We start from the raw sequence: 17353 nt of genomic DNA on the forward strand, positions 1-17353 counted from the left end.
GAGGCCTCAGGCCGATGGACTTGATTGCGGCTCCAGCGCGGATGCCAGCGGCCGCACGCGCAGCGCGCCGCGCAGGCCCGCGGCCGTCCCCGCCAGAATGCCGGCCACCGCAATGAAGGAGCCGAGCGCCAGCGTCGACAACCCGGTCAGCCCCTGCCCGACCGAGCAGCCAAGAGCCATCGCGCCGCCCGCGCCCATCAGCACTGCGCCGCCCGCCGAGCGCAACATGTGGCGCGGCGAGTTGAAACCTTCCAGGTGGAGACGGCCGGTCACGAGCGCGGTCGCGACACTGCCGGCGAACACGCCGGCAACGGTGGCGATGCCGAAATTCAACGTGAGGCCCGTCGACAACATCACATACTGCAACGTGTCGGCGATCGGCGCGATGAAAGTCAGCGAGGTCACCGGCACCGGGTTGAATTCGTCGGCGCCGAGATAACCGGTCGCAAACCAACCGGCCGCAACCAGAAGGCCGATCATAATGCCCGCCCCGATCTGGCCCGGTGCGCGGCGGAACGGCGGATGCGCGAAGGCGAAGACCAGAAAGGCGGCGCCGATCGCGGCAGCGGCCACGATTCGCGCCGGCGCGCCGTGCAAACCGACACTCGACAGCCAGGCCGGCAGCGAGGTGACCGTGACGGTGCTCTGGGAGACCTGCAGCGCGGCAATGCGCATCGGCGCAATCAGACCCTTCAGCGTCATCTGCGCGGAAATGCCGACCAGGACGATCACGACGAAGGAGCGCAAATTGCCGCGCCCAAGCAGGATCAGCGCGCGGGAAGGACAGCCGTTGGCCATCACCATGCCGTAGCCGAACAACAAGCCGCCGAAGAACATCAGCGGGCCGGAGAAGGTCGGCTGCAGATAGATCGATTTGCCGAGATCGACCACCCCGTAAGCGGCAAGCGCCTGACTGGCCGCGACCGCCACGGCGATCGCAAGCGCATATGTGCGAACGAGGCGCGCGTCGCCCTTCGCCCACCAGCCGCGCAGGCTGCTCATCAGGCAAAAGCCGCTCGTAAGCCCGATGCCTCCGTAGATGAGGCCGATGATGAGGCCGACGAGAACGACGAGGTGATTAGAGTCCATCAACAGTCCTAGAGTGGGTCGTCATTGCGAGGAGCGAAGCGACGAAGCAATCCAGATTCCTTTCGGCGGAAACAGTTCTGGATTGCTTCGCTTCGCTCGCAATGACGTTTCGCGTTACGGCCGCAAGATCACCCGGTCGCGCGACGAACCGGCGACCGCGAGATAGGCGCGCCCGGCGTCTTCCAACGGATAGATCGCAGTCGAATTGATCGCAAACGGTTTCAGGTGCCCGCTCGCAAAGCCGGGCGCGAGTTCCCGCAGCACGTCACCGGTCGCGACCGACGAGAGCGCGAGCGTATCGATACCGACATAGGTATGCTGCCCGCGATAGAATTCCAGGATGTTGAACTGCACGACCGGATTGACGGCTGCGATCAGGATCTGGCGGCCGCGAACGGCGAGCGATTTGTGCGCCGCCTGGAAATAGGGATCGCCCACCGTGTTGAACACCATCGACGCGCCCTTGCCGTCAGTCAGCTCGCGCACCCGCACGGCGACATCGGTGGCAGAGGCGTCGATGACCTCGATCCTTGCATTGGCGTGACCTTCGTAGGCCTCGTTCTTGCGCACCACCCCGATGACCCGCGCGCCATGCCATGTCGCGATCTGTGTCGCCGCCTGGCCGACCTTGCCGTTGACACCCATGATCAGCACGGTTTCCCCGGCTTTCGGGATGCCGGAGCGGCGAAAGCCTTCCATCGCGGTAACGAAGGGAACACCGATTCCCGCCGCCTCTTCCCAGGAGATCGTCTTCGGCTTCTCGACCACGGCGCCGGTTTCGACGGCGAGATGCGTGGCATGAGTGCCGTCGCGGCGAATACCGAGGTCGCCGGAGGAGCCGAACACCTCGCGCCCGACCGTCCCTTCCGGGCCATCGATCACCACGCCGGCATAGTCGCGGCCCGGCGTGCGCGGAAACACGGCATAAGCCATCAGCCCGGTCGCGGCCTTCACGTCCGAGGGATTGACCGCGGCGGCCTTGATCTGGATCAGCACCTCATTGTCGCGGCGCGACAGCGTACGCCGCTCGATCACGGGCGCAAGCGAAGCGACGTCAGCCGCCTTCGCGTTCAGCCGCACGCAGCGCGCTTCGACGTCTTTAGACACTCCCAGTTCCCCTATCGAACACTCGTGTCCCTCCTCCCGAGCAGCCGCGAAGCGGCGTCTCGAAGGATGAGGCCACCGGCCGGGCCTCATGGTTTGAGACGGCGCTCACGCGCCTCCTCACCATGAGGAGCAAAAATGGTTACCCCTTCGGGCGCTTGTCGTAAACCCGCTTGGCCTTGCCGAGCGAACGCTGCAGCGTCTCCGGGGCAACCGCCTTCACCTTGGCGGTGATGCCGATGGTGTTCTTGATGTGTGCGCTGATCCGCTCGGCGTGCTCGACGAGGCCGCGGCCGTCCCAACTCTCGGGGCGAGACTCGGCGATGATGGTCAGTTCGTCCATGCGGCCATCGCGAGTCAGTTCGAGGATGAAGTGGCCGCCGCACCATTCGGTCGCGAGCAGCACCTCCTCGATCTGGGTCGGGAACAAATTGACCCCGCGCAGGATGATCATGTCGTCGGAGCGTCCCGTGACCTTCTCCATCCGCCGCATGCCAGGCCGCGCGGTGCCCGATAGCAGCCGTGTCAGGTCGCGGGTGCGATAGCGGATCACCGGAAAGGCTTCCTTGGTCAAGGAAGTGAACACAAGTTCGCCCTTCTCGCCGTCCGGCAGCACCTTGCCGGTCTCGGGGTCGATCACCTCGGGATAGAAGTGATCCTCCCAGATGTGCAGGCCGTCCTTGGTCTCGATGCATTCCTGCGCGACGCCCGGACCGATCACCTCGGAGAGCCCGTAGATGTCGGTCGCATCCATATCGAAGGCGTCCTCGATCTCGGCGCGCATTGCGTTGGTCCAGGGCTCGGCACCGAAGATGCCGATCTTGAGCGACGATTTGCGCGGGTCGAGGCCCTGGCGCTTGAACTCATCGAGGATCGCCAGCATGTAGCTCGGCGTCACCGTGATGATATCAGGCCGGAAATCGTTGATGAGCTGCACCTGCCGCTCCGTCATGCCGCCGGAGATCGGCACCACCGTGCAGCCGAGTTCTTCCGCGCCGTAATGCACGCCCAACCCGCCGGTGAAGAGGCCATAGCCATAGGCGTTATGGATGATCATGCCGGCCCGGCCGCCGGCAGCACGGATCGAACGGGCCATCACGCTCGACCAGGTCGCGATGTCCGCTCTGGTGTAGCCGACCACGATCGGCTTGCCGGTCGTGCCCGACGATGCATGCACGCGCACCAGCTTCTCGCGCGGGACCGCGAACATGTTGAAAGGATAGTTTTCGCGCAGGTCCGTCTTCGACGTGAACGGGAATCTGGCGAGATCCGACAGCTCTTCGAAATCGGAAGGATGCACGCCGGCCCTGTCGAAAGCCTTCCTATAATGCGCGACGTTTTCATAGGCATGGGCGAGCGACCATTTCAGGCGTCGCGTCTGCAGCGCCATGATCTCATCGCGCGAGGCGCGCTCCGCCTCATCCATTTGAGGATTATAACTGCCGGCCCCTACTTTCAGGCTTGTCGTCGCCATCTCGCTGTCCTCGGCGTTTCCCAGAATTTTTCATTGTTATTTGAGTTATTTGACCTCGCTGTCCGGCAGCCAATTCCCAGCAATGGTGCGGGAATGGCCGCGAAACTCGGCGATCACCTCATCGCCGGCACTGACGCGCACATCGTAAATGCCGGAGCGTCCGTTGCGCGAGATTTCGCGGGCCACGGCAACGAGGCGATCCCCGAGCTTTGCCGGTCGGATGAAGCTGATCTGGCAGTGCGCGGCGACAGCGCGCTCGTTGCGGCTGTTGCAGGCGAAGGCAAAGGCGGAATCGGCGAGCGTGAAGATGAAGCCGCCATGGGCGATCCGCTGGCCGTTCACCATCTGCGGCTGGATGGTCATGGCGAGCGTCGCCTCGCCCGCCTTGACGCTCAGGATTTCCATGCCGAGCCCCGAGCTCGCATCGTCCTCCTTCCACATCGCGTCCGCGCAGGCGCGCGCGAGATCGTCGGGCGATAGTGTGGCCTTGACGTTCACTTACAACTCCCCGGACTATCGGCTTGTGCGAGCAAGCCTCTTAAACTTGTAAACTTCTATGCTGCGGCGACGCGATCGACGAGTCAACGACGCCTCATCTTCAGACGTGGTCGTAGTCCACGACCACGCGCTCAGACACCGGCTTTGCCTGGCACGTCAGGACAAATCCAGCCTTCAACTCCCACGGCTCCAGCGAATAGTTGATGTCCATCTCCGCCTTGCCTTCGACAAGCTTGGCACGGCAGGTCGAGCACATGCCGCCCTTGCAGGCAAAGGGCAGATCGATACCGGCGCGCAACGCAGCATCCAGGATGGCCTCGCCTTCCGCCACCGGCACGTCGCGGCGCTTGCCGTCGATGATCAGCGACGCGAATGCCTTCGGCGCCGCCGAGGCCGGAACCACCGCCTTGGGCCGCGGCTTGCCGCCGAATTCGGAGACGAAACGCTCGACATGAATGCGTTCGGCCGCGATGCCGAGCGCGCGGCAAGTCGCCTCGACTTCCTCGCTCATGCCGGTCGGACCACAGATGAAGACATGATCGACGCTCTCGGCCGGCACCATCGCGCGCAGCAGAACTTTCACCTTGTCGCCGTCCAGCCGCCCATGCAGGATCGGGATGTCCTGCTCCTCGCCAGAGATCACGTGAAACACCGAGAAGCGGTCGATGAAACGGTCCTTCAACTCCTCGAGCGTTTCGCGAAACAGCATGCGCTCGGTGGTACGGTTGCCATAAAACAGGAAGAAGCGGCTCTTCGGCTCGCGGGCGAGCACGCCCTTGATGATGGACAGAATTGGGGTGATGCCGGAGCCTGCGGCAAAGCCGACATATGTGCGCGCATCAGCGGCCGCTGGCGCGACACCGAAGCGGCCGGTCGGCGTCATCACGTCAAGCTGATCGCCTTTCTTCAGGTCCTCCGCGGCCCAGTTCGAAAACGCCCCGCCATCGACCTTCTTCACGGCGATGCGCAACTCGCCGTCATCGGGGCCGGAGCAGATGGAATAGGAGCGACGCACTTCCTCACCGTCCAGCGTGGTCCGCAGGGTGAGGTATTGGCCCGGCGCGAAACGATAGTCATCGGCGAGCTCTTTGGGGATCGCGAAGGTGAGCGAAATTGCATCGGCAGTTTCGCGACGAAGATCGTCGACCGCGAGGCGATGAAAGCGAGGAGCGTTGGACATTACAATTCTGCTCTCGATACACATGGCGCGTCATTGCGAGGAGCGGGGCGACGGAGCAATCCAGAGCCGCACGCCTGGCTCTCGATTTCTTCGCGGAGCCTGTCATCGGGCCGCGCTTCGCGCGGACCCGTTGGCTCGCAATGATGGCATTAGTGGCATTTGAAATAATCAAACGGTTCGCGGCAGCTCTTACAGCGCCACAGGGCCTTGCAGGAGGTCGAGCCGAACTCCGAGAGCAGCTCGGTGTCATCCGAACCGCACTGCGGACACGCAACGTGCTGCATACCGAACAGCGCGCGGCGGGAGCTCGCAGGCAGAGGCGGCGCGATGCCGTAGTCCCGCAATTTGCGGCGTCCCTCCTCGCTCATCCAGTCAGTCGTCCAGGCCGGCGACAGCACAGTGCGCACCTTGGGATTGCGGAACCCCTCGCGCTCCAGGGCCAGCTCAATCTCCAGCGCAATCATGTTCATGGCGGGGCAGCCGGAATAGGTCGGCGTGATCGCAACCTCGACGCGGTCACCGGCGACCGCGACGTGGCGCAGCACGCCGAGATCGGCGATCGTCAACACCGGAATCTCAGGGTCGACGACGCTCGCGGCCGCCTCCCAGGCGCGTCGCTGGTCGTCGGTCTCGTGATCGACTTTGTCTTGCGCGGCTACCATGTGAGACCCGGAAATGTCCGCTGCATATACTGCAGCTCACTTAAGAGGTGGCCGAGATGCTCGCTGTGCCGGCCACTGCGGCCGCCCTGCTGCATCCAGCTATTATTCGGTAGCGTCAAAGTCGCTTCGCCCACGACATCGGAAATTGTCTTCAGCCAGTGCTGGCGCAAGCCTACCGGATCGATCGCGGCGCCCTTATCGATCAAGCCGCGCTCGGCGTCATCGACCGAAAACATCTCGCCGGTGAAGGCCCAGAGATCGTCGATCGCGGCCTGCGTGCGCGCGTGGCTTTCCTCGGTGCCATCGCCGAGCCGGATGATCCATTCGCAGGAGTGGCGCAAGTGATAGGCGCTCTCCTTTTCCGATTTCGCCGCGATGGCCGCGAACGTGGCATCGCTCGATCTCATGGCGCGCCAATAGAGATCGGCGAAGGCGGAATAGAACAATTGCCGCACCATTGTGCGGGCAAAATCGCCGTTCGGCTGTTCGAGCAGCAGCAGGTTGCGGTATTGCCTGATATCGCGCAGATAGGCGAGCTTGTCCTCGTCATTGTCCCGGCCCTCGACCTTGGCCGCATAACGATAGAGCTCGCGCGCCTGGCCCAGGAGGTCGAGCGCGATGTTGGATAGCGCCATGTCCTCTTCCAGCATCGGCGCGTGGCCGCACCATTCCGACAGCCGGTGACCGAGGACCAGCGCGTCATCGGCGCGGCGCAGCGTGTACAGCACCAGCGGCGTTTCGGAGACCTGAATATTGGAGACGGCCATCGGTCAACTTGCTCCTTCCTCATCCTGAGGAGCCTGCGTGAGCAGGCGTCTCGAAGGATGGGCCGCGGGCCTCATGGTTCGAGACGGCGCTGTCGCGCCTCCTCACCATGAGGATTGAAAGTCACATATGCCCGACTTCTTCCGGCACTTCATAGAACGTCGGATGCCGGTAGATTTTGGACGCCGCCGGTTCGAACATCATGCCCTTGTCGGCCGGATCGGACGCGGTGATCGCGCTCGACGGCACCACCCAGATCGACAGGCCCTCGCCGCGGCGGGTGTAGATGTCGCGCGCGGCCTGCAGCGCCATGGTGGCGTCGCTCGCATGCAGCGAGCCGACATGCTTGTGCGCGAGCCCGTTGCGGCTGCGGATGAATACCTCCCACAACGGCGTGTTCGGCGTGGCCATGCTCACCTCCCTTAAGACCTATTCGGCGGCCTGTGCGGCCTGCCGGTATTTGCGCTTCTCCGCGTAAGCCGCGGCGGCTTCGCGTACCCAGGCGCCCTCGTCATGCGCCTTGCGCCGCGCGGCCAGACGGTCGCGGTTGCAGGGGCCGTTGCCGGCAAGCACCTGCTTGAATTCGTCCCAATCGATCTCGCTGTAACGCCAATGCCCGTCGGCATCCTGCGTCATGCCAGGGTCCGGAATGGTGAGCCCCAAAAATTGCGCTTGCGGCACGGTGGCATCGACGAATTTCTGGCGCAGCTCGTCATTGGAGAAGCGCTTGATCTTCCATTTGGTGGAAGTGTCGCCGTGCTGGCTCGCTTTGTCGGGGGGACCGAACATCATCAAGACCGGCCACCACCAGCGATTCAGCGCATCCTGTGCCATCGCCTTCTGCTCGTCGGAGCCGCGGCAAAGCGTCAGCATGATCTCGTAGCCCTGGCGCTGGTGAAAGGATTCTTCCTTGCAGACCCGGATCATGGCGCGCGCATAGGGGCCATAGGAACACCGGCAGAGCGGAATCTGGTTCATGATCGCGGCGCCGTCGACGAGCCAGCCGATCACGCCGATATCCGCCCAGGTCAGGGTCGGGTAATTGAAGATTGAAGAGTACTTCGCCTTTCCCGCCAGCATCGCATCGACCAGTTCCTCGCGCGAGGCGCCGAGGGTCTCGGCGGCGGCATAGAGATAGAGCCCGTGCCCGCATTCGTCCTGAACCTTCGCGAGCAGCGCCGCCTTGCGGCGCAAGGTCGGCGCGCGAGTGATCCAGTTCCCTTCCGGGAGCATGCCGACGATCTCGGAATGAGCGTGCTGGGAGATCTGCCGGACCAGGGTCTTGCGGTAGGCGGCCGGAATCCAGTCGTTCGGTTCGATGCGTTCTTCCGCATCGATGCGCGCCTGGAAATGCGCGGCGCGCGCGGCGTCCTCAAGGCTGCGATCGTCCGCATCCGACGTATTCAGCGCCTGGGTGTACATGGCGCACCTCCCATGTTTATTGGGAGGAAATATATATCATAATCACCGAATGGCAAGATATTTTTGTAACATATCGGTCAATTCGCGAACCGGCGGGACAGCACCGCGCGCGCCTGCGGCAGCGCCCCGGATTCGTTGGTTCCGTGGCTGTCGAGCCATTGTTCGGACGTGATCAGCAGGGCGCGATAGATCTCGCCGCAAAGCTGTCGCGCCGCGCTCCCCGGCCAATCCTTCGGCAGGAGTTTTGCCGGCAGCAGCGGATCGCGCAGCACCACACGGCGGTAATAGTGGATGAGGAGGATGCGCGCGATGAAGGCATCCAAATCGGCGAGCGGCTCACGGCGGCCGATCCAATCGCGCAGCGGCGCAAAGGTCTTCATGAATTTCAGATAGGCATCCGCGGTGCGATCGAGCGGCCAGCTCTCACGCAACAGACGCCGGCCGCTGTCGTCCTCGGCCGAGACCTCCAGGCGGATGGCGCGACTCGCCTCCTGCGGAACGGCAACGCCTGATGGCGCCACCCACACGCCGGGCAACGGACTGCCGAAGCCGGCATTCTTCAGCGCCTCGCGCGAAGCCTCGCGGTCCTCGCCGTTGGCGATCAAGAGCAGCTCGAAGCGTCCGCTCCAGTCCGACGGCGGCGGATCGTAGATGTGCCGCGTCGCAGCCGCGAAGGTCTCACTGCCCTTCTCCGCCAGTCGATAAAAGCTGTTGCGGCCGACCTTTTCGCGTTCCAGCCAGCCGTCGGCGGCGAGCCGCGACATCGCCGTGCGCACCACGCCGCTATCGATGTCCAGAGCCGTGAAGAATTCCAGCAGCGTTCCGAGCCACACCGAGCCGCCGCGCGGCACAATGGCGTCGCCGAATACGGTGATGACGATGGAGCCGGTGCGCGAGGGCTCGCGCTTGAGCTGATGGATGATGCGACTGAGCGCGGCGGGCTGCGGCATGCACGAAGGCATAGCGCGATTTTCAGCTCGCGAACAATGCCGCGAGACCTTACCGGTGCGGATCGGGATAGACGAGACTGCGCCAGCCGCTGCGGTCGAACGGCTTCCAGCGGCCCTCCGGCTGCGCCAGGCGATCGGCGATCGCATAGACGACCGCGGGATGATAGCCCATCCCGCAATGGCTGCTTTGCACCTCGATGCTCTCCGAGTTGGCCGATGTCTTTTCCATGCAGCCCTGCCAGGCGCAGATGCCGTCGCTGCGGCTATAGATCGCGGTGGTCGGCACCGGCGGCGGCTCGGCAAGCGAGCCGAAGCGCGGATCGACCTCGTCGGCGCGACGGCCGCTGACGAGTTCATATACGCGCCAGGCGTTGGTCGCCTTCGGATGGCCCGCGAACGGGCTTGCCAGCGTGATCACGCTGCGCACCCGTTCCGGCATCATCTTGGCAAGCTGCCGGGCGTAGAGGCCGCCAAGGCTCCAGCCAACCAGGCTGATCTTGCGGCCATGCGCGTCGTTCAGCTCGCGGACCAGATCGACCATCGCCTCGTGCACCCCGTCGCGAGGACCATAGTTGCGTCCCAAACGCCAGCCGCTCACCGCATAGCCGCGGTTCTTCAGGAAGCTGCGCAGCGGCCGTGTCGACAGATCCGAAGCGACCAGACCGGGCAACACCAGCACCGGGTGGCCGTCGCCGCGTGGCGCCAGGCTCAGGAGCGGCAGGCTGCCGAGGAAGGCGCCGAGTTCGTGGATCGCCCTGCCCTCGAGCAGCATCAAGGTTTTGGACGGTGGGCGCGGGATTTGCGCGGGGATGGACATCCTCGATTTCCTCGCTTGGTCTCGCCTCTCCGGCGAATGCGTGCGCCGATGCGTGGGGCACTCTGCCGCCTTCAATTCAGCTAGGCCGAATTCTGTGCCATTCAAGCGGACTGTGTGTGGCGGGCTGTCTGGATTGGCTCGTCGCCTGCGCTCCTCGCAATGAGGAGAGCGAAACAAAAAGAAAGGCCCGCGCGGAGCGGGCCTTGCGAATGATCCGCCGATTTGAAATGCAATCAGGCCGTCTTGTTGTAGGCCTTGGCGAAGTTGTCCTGTACGGTCTTTGCACCGCTGGCGACGAGCTTGCCGAAATACTCGCCGGTCGACTTGGCCCGCGAGAGGAAAGTTTCGCCGCTGGCGCGCGCAAGGTCCGACTGGATCTGCACCGCCTCGTTGAAGGTCCTGGCGGAGGCCAGCTTGTCGATGCCAGCGAAGAACGCCTCAGTGTCTTGATAGATCGCCTGCTGGATGTTGCGGCCGATCTTGGTCGCCTCGCTGACTGACTCAGCAACGGCGCTCTCGATCACGGCGGTCACCTTCTCCGAGCCGGCATAGGCTTCGGCAACCCGCTCCTTCGCGGTATTGGCCGCGCGCTTCACGAACTCGCGCGCGGCTTCGGGAACTTCCGCGTTCTGCAGATTCTTGAACGCCTCGGTGACGGGCGCGAAGGCTTCCTTTACACCGTCGAACACGGAATTCGTCTCAATGGTCATAAGTCTCTCCATCCTCAGATTCGAGCTATGGGCTCACCCCGTCCGGATTGGCCCGGGGCACCTTTTCTTATGCCAAAATTAATGGTGCGCTGCAATATGTATGCTGCAGCGCGACATCACGCATTCGTGAGCCCAGGGTTGTTTAGGTTTCATAGTACCTCTATCCGCCAAAACTGCGGTCGCCCCCGCTCAACTATCGCCAAGCTGCTTATTGCGCAGCCGTCGGGACCTTCGCGCCAGAGTTCGGCGACTTGTCGGATGAGTTGGCGGGCGACGATGACAACAGCCAGGCAACTTTCCACGACGCGGAGTTGCGGCCTTGTCGTTGGTCGGCCACGCGGCTGCGACGAGCGGAGTGCTCAAGCTCCGTGGCCGAAACAGCAATACCGCTGGCATGTATTCTGCGATGCTCAGGCCGTGGCCTGAACCCTTCTCCTTCAGTATGACCTCCCGCAGGCAACCCGCAGAGGAAACACCGTGAGCTCAGTCGCCCATCAGGGAGAACAGTTCGTCCGCGCCAACGGCATCGACATCTGTTACGAGATCTTTGGCGCTGCCGACGCCGAACCCATGCTCCTCATCATGGGGCTCGGCGCGCAGATGGTGCTGTGGGATGACTCGTTCTGCGCGCAACTCGCCGCGCGCGGCTTCCGCGTCATCCGTTTCGATAATCGCGACATCGGCAGATCCTCAAAGCTTTCCGGCGGCAAGCGGCTGACCCCGCTCGAACTGCTCAAACTGCGTTTCCTTCGCATTCCGGTCACCGCGCCCTACAAGCTCCATGACATGGCGAAGGACACGGTTGGCCTTATGGATGCGCTCGGTATCCACTCGGCGCATCTGGTCGGCGCGTCCATGGGCGGCATGATCGCCCAGGAAGTGGCAATCTCCTTCCCACACCGGCTGCGTTCGCTGACGTCGATCATGTCGACCACCGGCAATCCGCGCGTGCCGCCGCCGAGCCGCCAGGCGACGGCTGTCCTGATGGCGCCGCCGCCCAACACGAAAGACGAATTCATCACACGCTTTGCGCAGACCTACAAGATCCTGCGCGCCGGCCGCTTTCCGCAAGATGAAGCGCTCGACCGCCCCCGTGCCGAACGCATCTTTGCGCGCGGGCTGAGCCCCGCCGGCAGCGGGCGGCAATTGCGCGCGATCCTCGCTTCCGGCAGCCGCAAGGAGCGGCTGGCATCGGTGAAGGCGCCGACGCTCGTCATCCACGGCACGGCCGATCCACTGGTGCACCCTTTTGGCGGAAAGGACACCGCGGCATCCATTCCCGGGGCAAAGCTCCTGATGATCGAAGGCATGGGGCATGTGCTCGCGGTCGAGCTGTGGCCGCAGATCATCGATGCGATCGCAGCGCATGCGCATGGGGCGGCGGCGGAGGCGGCGTAGCTACCCGAACCGCCGTCTCCGCCATTCGATCAGCTTGGCGCTGACCTCGTCCGGCTTTTCCTGCTGGGTCCAATGGCCGCTGTCGCGCACAAGATATTTCTCCAGGTCCGGCACCAGCTTCTCCATCCCGTCGGCGGCGGACGGCGGCAGCACGCGATCGTCCTCGGCCATGATCATCAGGGACGGCACGCGCACGATGTGATCGAGATCGGCCGAGCGCTGCCAGTTGCGTGACATGTTGCGGTACCAATTGATGCCACCGGTGAAGCCGGTTCGCGTGAAGGTGTCGACAAAGACCTGCATCTCCTCCGGCGACAGGAATGGCTGTCGGGGATCGCGCTTTCCGTCATAGCTCGCGACGATCTGCGGAAAAGCGAGATTGACCTTCGGCAAGGCGCCGATGCCTGCAACCGGCGGCTCGGCCAGCGGTGCGTCGGTGCGCGGCAATGGCTTGCGCATGAAGAAGTCAAAGGTCTGTTCCACGCGGCTGCCGAAGATTCTATCCGGCTCGTGCGCGGTGTCCTGGAATTGCACGATATACATGTCCGCGCCGAAGCGGGCACGCAACAGCTCGATGGGGTCGGCCCAGGCGCGGTTGGTGTGCGGCGTGTTGAGGCCGACAACCCCGGCAACGCGCTCAAGGTGCCGCAGTGGCATCTGCCAGACGACGAAACCGCCCCAGTCGTGGCCGACGAAAACCGCCTTGTCGATGCCGAGATGATCGAGCAGGCCGACGAGGTCGCCGGTCAGATGCTCGATATCATAGGCCTCGACAGGCTCTGGGCGGTCGGTCGCGCCATAGCCGCGCTGGTCGGGCGCGATGACGCGGATCCCGGCTTCGCTCAACGCCTTGATCTGATAGCGCCATGAAAAGGCGAGTTCGGGCCAGCCATGACAAAGCACGAGCGGCGGCGTGTCCGTCTTCGGTCCGGCGTCATAAAAGCCTATACGGATGCCGTTCGCCTGCGCGAATTGGAGCGGCGGCATGTCGATCATGATTGCCTCCCGGCGTTCGGCGTGCGGCCGCCGCTATTTCTTCTTGTCGTTCGGGCGGGAGCTGCCGAGACCGGCCATGGTCACGAACATGTCCTGAAAGCGTTCGGCAAGCTTGGGATCGAAGGTCAGCCAACTCTGGATCAAGGCCTCCGGCGACATCTTTTCGATGTTCGTCATCATCTGCTGCTGCAGCTTGTCCATCACCGCCGTCTGCATGGGCGCGACGTCGGGAAATCCGAAAAATTGCCGGGCTTCGAGAGGCGTGCAATCGATCTCGATATTGACCTTCATTTCCACTCCTGAGCGCGCTGTGCTGGCCGGTTGCAGTATCGCCGCGACGACCCGTGCTGCGCAAGCGAACTGATGCTCTGATCGTGCTCAAGGTGAACGTCGCTGGCGCAGCCCATTTTGCCGCCGATTAAAACGCGTGGCGCCGCTGCAGTGGCAAAGCCGTCGCTCGCAGTTGCAAACCGCTGGTTTCCCAGGGAAATCGCGCTTGCGCGGCGGGAAAACTCGATCCAACATGGCTCAATCCTTGCACGGTCGCGATGCTGGATGAGCAGCGCCATCAGCGGAGAACGTTGGAGAACGTTGGTAATGTCGGTAATGTCGGTACGTCAAAACTTGCTCGCGGCGATTGTCGCCGCAACGGTGGCTGTCGCGGCGTCGCCGGCTTCAAGTCAGGTGCTGCGCTATGCCAACCAGGGCGAATTGAAGTCGCTCGATCCCTATACGCTGAAGGAAACCACGACCATCGCCCACCACGCCCATGTCTATGAGGGCCTGGTCGCGCGCGACAAGGATTTGAAGATCGTCCCGGCGCTGGCGGAGAGCTGGGAAACTCTGGATCCGACCCATTGGCGCTTCCACCTGCGCAAGGGCGTCAAATTCCACAATGGCGATCCCTTCACCGCCGACGACGTCCTGTTCTCCGCCGACCGGGTGCGTGCCAACGGCTCCAACTTCCTCTCCAACGTCCCCGGGGACGCGAAATTCGTCAAGGTCGATGATTACACCGTCGACGTGATGCTCTCGGCGCCCAACCCCATCCTGATCTCGCAATGGGATGGCTGGTACATCATGGACAAGAAATGGTGCGAAGAGCACGACTCGATCGCGCCGACACCGGCTTCCGCCACCACGCCGAGCTTTGCCGCACTGCACGAGAACGGCACCGGCCCCTTCATGATCGAGAGCCATCAGCCCGGGGTGAAGACCGTGTTCAAGGTCAACCCGAACTGGTGGGGCAAGCCGGAGCATAATCTCAAGGAGATCGTCTTCACCCCGATCGCCTCGGACGCGACCCGGGTTGCCGCCCTTCTGTCGGGCGAAGTCGACGTGATCGAGCCGGTTCCGGTTCAGGACATTCAGCGGGTCAACGCCAGCGGCGTCGCCACCGTCATGAACGGACCCGAGGTGCGCACGATCTTTCTCGGCATGGATCAGGCGCGAGACGAACTGCTCTATTCGAATGTCAAGGGCAAGAACCCGTTCAAGGACATCCGTGTCCGTGAGGCCTTCTACAAGGCGATCGATGTCGACCTCATCAAGAACCGCGTGATGCGCGGGCTGTCGACTCCCTCCGCACTGATGATCGCACCGCAACTCTTTGCCTTGTCCAAGGATTTCACGCGGCCGAAAGCCGACATCGACGGCGCCAAGAAGCTGATGGCCGACGCCGGCTACGCGGACGGCTTCGAGGTCACCATGGATTGCCCCAACGACCGCTACGTCAACGACGCCGCGATCTGCCAGGCCGTGGTCGGCATGCTGGCGCGCATCGGCGTCAAGGTCGATCTCCTGGCGCAGCCCAAGGCACAGTATTTTGGCAAGGTGCTGAAGCCGGGCGGCTATAAGACCTCATTTTACCTGCTGGGCTGGACGCCGGCCTCGCAGGATTCGCATAACGTGCTGCACGATATCCTCGGTTGCCGCGATGACCCCAAGGACCCCACACGCGGCGAAGCCAATCTCGCCGGCTATTGCAACAAGGAACTCGATGCGCTGGCCGACAAGATCCTGGTCGAGAGCGATACCGCCAAGCGCGACCAGATGATCAAGCAGGCCTTCGAGATCGCGATCAAGGATTGGGCCTACATCCCGCTGCATCAGCAGGCGCTGTCCTGGGGCGTGTCGAAGAAAGTGAATTTGACCCAGCGCGCGGATAACCAGGTGCTGCTGTACTGGGCCACCAAACAGGAAGAGTAGGCGCCGGTGCGCGTGAAGTCCCGGAAGCATTCGCTTCCGGGACTTGTCGTTTTGGCCGCGCCGGCGCGGCGCGTTTTGAAGAGATGTAAAAAGGAAGAGATGCTCGCTTTCACTCTTCGCCGCATGATTCAGGCGATCGGCGTGATGCTCGCGGTCGGCATCATCGCCTTTGCGATGTTCCGCTTCGCAGGCGATCCGGTGAACCAGATGGTCTCCATCGATACATCGGCCGCCGAGCGCGCAGCGATCCGCAAATCGCTTGGCCTCGACGATCCGATCATCATGCAGTTCGCCCATTACTTCGCCAATGCCGCGCAGTTCAACTTCGGCGTTTCCTACCAGTTCCGTCTTCCGGTTGCCGATCTGCTGAAGGAGCGGATGCCCGCGACGCTGGAGCTCGCCACCTGCGCCACCATCCTCGCGATGGTGTTTGGCATTCTCATGGGCGTGTATTCGGCGCTGCGCCGCGATACGCTGCTTGCCAAGGCGTTCCAGGCGATTTCGCTGATCGGAATCTCGCTGCCGACCTTCCTGATCGGCATTTTGCTGATCTATCTGTTTTCGGTCACGCTGGGATGGCTGCCCTCCTTCGGCCGCGGCGAGGTGGTGAAGATCGGCTGGTGGAGCACGGGGCTGCTCACGCTCTCGGGGCTGAAGGCCCTGATCATGCCCTCGATCACGCTCGGCCTGTTCCAGATGACCTTGATCATGCGCCTGGTGCGCGCCGAGATGCTGGAAGTCTTGCGCACCGACTACATCCGCTTCGCCCGCGCACGCGGATTGACCACGCGTGCCATTCATTTCGGACATGCGCTGAAGAACACGCTGGTTCCGGTCATCACCGTGACAGGACTGCAGTTTGGCTCGGTAATTGCATTCGCGATCATCACCGAGACCGTGTTCCAGTGGCCGGGAATGGGCCTTCTCTTCGTGCAAGCCGTGCAAAACGTCGATATCCCGATCATGGCGGCTTATCTCTTGATGGTCTCCTTGATCTTCGTCACCATCAATCTGGTTGTCGACATCCTCTACACCATCGTCGATCCGCGCTTGCGCGCAACCATCAGCCGTCCGGCCTGACGCATGAGCGACGCCGTCGTACCGCACAAAACCGATGCCCGCGCCCAAGCAGCACGCGCCTCGGCGTCCGGCTGGTTCACGCGCGTGATCGAGAGCGACCTGTTTTATTCGTTCTGTCGTTCCAAGCTGACGATAGCAGCGGCACTTGTGACGTTGCTGTTCTTTCTGCTCGCGATTTTCGCGCCCCTGCTCTCGGTGCAAAATCCGTTCGACCCGGCGCAGTTGCAGCTCATCAATTCGCGCATTTCGCCGCTCTGGACCGCTGACGGCCAGACGCCGTTCCTGCTCGGCACCGACGAGCAAGGCCGCGACGTGCTCTCGGCCATCCTCTATGGCCTGCGCATTTCGCTCATCGTCGGCGTGCTCGGCGTCGCCTTCTCCGGCGCGCTCGGCATCCTGCTCGGCCTGATCGCAGGTTATGTCGGCGGCGCGGTCGACAGCCTCATCATGCGGATCGCCGACGTGCAACTCACCTTCCCCGCCATCCTGATCGCGCTGCTGGTCAATGGCGTGGTCAAGTCGGTGTTCGGCAACCGGCTCGATGCCGCGAGCATGCTGGGCGTACTGGTGCTCGCGATCGGCCTGAGCTTCTGGGTACAATATGCGCGCACGGTGCGCGGCTCGGTTATGGTCGAGAAGAGCAAGGATTACGTCGCAGCAGCCCAACTGATCGGCCTGCCCGCGCCCGTCATCATGCTGCGCCATGTGCTGCCCAACACCATGGGCCCGATCCTGGTGATCGCCACCATCAATCTCGCGCTTGCCATCATCACGGAAGCGACGCTGTCCTTTCTCGGCTCCGGCATGCCCGACACCATGCCCTCGCTCGGCACCTTGATCAGGATCGGCAACAACTATCTGTTTTCCGGCGAATGGTGGATCGTGGCCTTTCCCGGGTTTGCGCTGGCCGCACTGATCCTGTCCATCAACCTGCTTGGCGACTGGTTGCGCGACGCGCTCAATCCGAAGCTCAGATGAGCCGCCAGTTTTCTTGAAGACC

The 17353-nt window shown here is 63.1% G+C and carries 18 protein-coding genes; 4 read left to right on the top strand and 14 right to left on the bottom strand.

The annotated features are described in order from the left end of the window. Nucleotides 1-6: 6 nt before the first annotated feature. The 12 genes from P6U23_RS29815 to P6U23_RS29870 all read right to left on the bottom strand — a co-directional run bounded on the left by P6U23_RS29815 (nt 7) and on the right by P6U23_RS29870 (nt 10671). Complete coding sequence (locus P6U23_RS29815; RefSeq protein ID WP_407175961.1) at nt 7-1089, bottom strand: YeeE/YedE family protein; 1083 nt, start codon at nt 1087-1089, stop codon at nt 7-9. 114 nt (nt 1090-1203) lie between these two features. Continuing rightward, a complete protein-coding gene (locus P6U23_RS29820) occupies nt 1204-2196 on the bottom strand; it encodes a zinc-binding alcohol dehydrogenase family protein (RefSeq protein ID WP_407175962.1) in 993 nt (330 codons plus the stop codon). Nucleotides 2197-2335: 139 nt separating this feature from the next. Continuing rightward, nucleotides 2336-3667, bottom strand: coding sequence for a phenylacetate--CoA ligase PaaK (gene paaK / locus P6U23_RS29825; protein ID WP_407175963.1), 1332 nt, complete (start codon nt 3665-3667; stop codon nt 2336-2338). A gap of 45 nt (nt 3668-3712) precedes the next feature. After that, a complete protein-coding gene (gene paaI / locus P6U23_RS29830) occupies nt 3713-4165 on the bottom strand; it encodes a hydroxyphenylacetyl-CoA thioesterase PaaI (RefSeq protein ID WP_407175964.1) in 453 nt (150 codons plus the stop codon). A gap of 100 nt (nt 4166-4265) precedes the next feature. After that, a complete protein-coding gene (gene paaE / locus P6U23_RS29835; RefSeq protein WP_407175965.1) occupies nt 4266-5345 on the bottom strand; it encodes a 1,2-phenylacetyl-CoA epoxidase subunit PaaE in 1080 nt (359 codons plus the stop codon). 149 nt (nt 5346-5494) lie between these two features. Then, nucleotides 5495-6007 (bottom strand): 1,2-phenylacetyl-CoA epoxidase subunit PaaD, encoded by a 513-nt coding sequence (gene paaD, locus P6U23_RS29840; protein WP_407175966.1) that lies wholly within the window; start codon nt 6005-6007, stop codon nt 5495-5497. Further along, nucleotides 6001-6774, bottom strand: coding sequence for a 1,2-phenylacetyl-CoA epoxidase subunit PaaC (gene paaC, locus P6U23_RS29845; RefSeq protein ID WP_407175967.1), 774 nt, complete (start codon nt 6772-6774; stop codon nt 6001-6003). The genes paaD and paaC overlap by 7 nt, the downstream gene beginning before the upstream one ends. A 121-nt stretch (nt 6775-6895) precedes the next feature. Next, entirely contained in the window at nt 6896-7183 is a 288-nt protein-coding gene (gene paaB, locus P6U23_RS29850) for a 1,2-phenylacetyl-CoA epoxidase subunit PaaB (RefSeq protein WP_407175968.1), read from the bottom strand. Nucleotides 7184-7201: 18 nt separating this feature from the next. After that, nucleotides 7202-8194, bottom strand: coding sequence for a 1,2-phenylacetyl-CoA epoxidase subunit PaaA (paaA, locus tag P6U23_RS29855; RefSeq protein WP_407175969.1), 993 nt, complete (start codon nt 8192-8194; stop codon nt 7202-7204). A gap of 77 nt (nt 8195-8271) precedes the next feature. Beyond that, nucleotides 8272-9144: a phenylacetic acid degradation operon negative regulatory protein PaaX gene (gene paaX, locus P6U23_RS29860; protein WP_407175970.1), complete on the bottom strand. Its 873-nt coding sequence runs from the start codon at nt 9142-9144 to the stop codon at nt 8272-8274. A 49-nt stretch (nt 9145-9193) separates the two neighbouring features. Next, on the bottom strand, nt 9194-9961 hold the full coding sequence (locus tag P6U23_RS29865; protein ID WP_407175971.1) for an esterase/lipase family protein: 768 nt from the start codon (nt 9959-9961) through the stop codon (nt 9194-9196). Nucleotides 9962-10194: 233 nt separating this feature from the next. After that, a complete protein-coding gene (locus P6U23_RS29870; RefSeq protein ID WP_407175972.1) occupies nt 10195-10671 on the bottom strand; it encodes a phasin in 477 nt (158 codons plus the stop codon). 477 nt (nt 10672-11148) lie between these two features. Here P6U23_RS29870 and P6U23_RS29875 point away from each other — a divergent pair, with 477 nt between their 5' ends. Beyond that, on the top strand, nt 11149-12069 hold the full coding sequence (locus P6U23_RS29875; protein WP_407175973.1) for an alpha/beta fold hydrolase: 921 nt from the start codon (nt 11149-11151) through the stop codon (nt 12067-12069). Here the strand turns inward: P6U23_RS29875 and P6U23_RS29880 are convergent, their stop codons facing one another. Both P6U23_RS29880 and P6U23_RS29885 read right to left on the bottom strand, forming a co-directional pair. Next, nucleotides 12070-13065, bottom strand: coding sequence for an alpha/beta fold hydrolase (locus P6U23_RS29880; protein ID WP_407175974.1), 996 nt, complete (start codon nt 13063-13065; stop codon nt 12070-12072). A 33-nt stretch (nt 13066-13098) separates the two neighbouring features. After that, nucleotides 13099-13356 (bottom strand): DUF6489 family protein, encoded by a 258-nt coding sequence (locus tag P6U23_RS29885; RefSeq protein WP_024512157.1) that lies wholly within the window; start codon nt 13354-13356, stop codon nt 13099-13101. 315 nt (nt 13357-13671) lie between these two features. On the opposite strand from P6U23_RS29885, the gene P6U23_RS29890 reads away from it, so the two are divergent. The 3 genes from P6U23_RS29890 to P6U23_RS29900 all read left to right on the top strand — a co-directional run bounded on the left by P6U23_RS29890 (nt 13672) and on the right by P6U23_RS29900 (nt 17331). Continuing rightward, nucleotides 13672-15273: an ABC transporter substrate-binding protein gene (locus P6U23_RS29890; RefSeq protein WP_407181630.1), complete on the top strand. Its 1602-nt coding sequence runs from the start codon at nt 13672-13674 to the stop codon at nt 15271-15273. A 99-nt stretch (nt 15274-15372) separates the two neighbouring features. Further along, entirely contained in the window at nt 15373-16353 is a 981-nt protein-coding gene (locus tag P6U23_RS29895; protein WP_407175975.1) for an ABC transporter permease, read from the top strand. A 3-nt stretch (nt 16354-16356) separates the two neighbouring features. Next, nucleotides 16357-17331, top strand: a complete 975-nt coding sequence (locus P6U23_RS29900) for an ABC transporter permease (RefSeq protein ID WP_407175976.1) — start codon at nt 16357-16359, stop codon at nt 17329-17331. The last annotated feature ends 22 nt before the right edge of the window (nt 17332-17353 follow it).

It is taken from the genome of Bradyrhizobium sp. STM 3562 (assembly GCF_045571435.1).
In the GTDB taxonomy this organism is placed as follows: Bacteria; Pseudomonadota; Alphaproteobacteria; order Rhizobiales; family Xanthobacteraceae; genus Bradyrhizobium.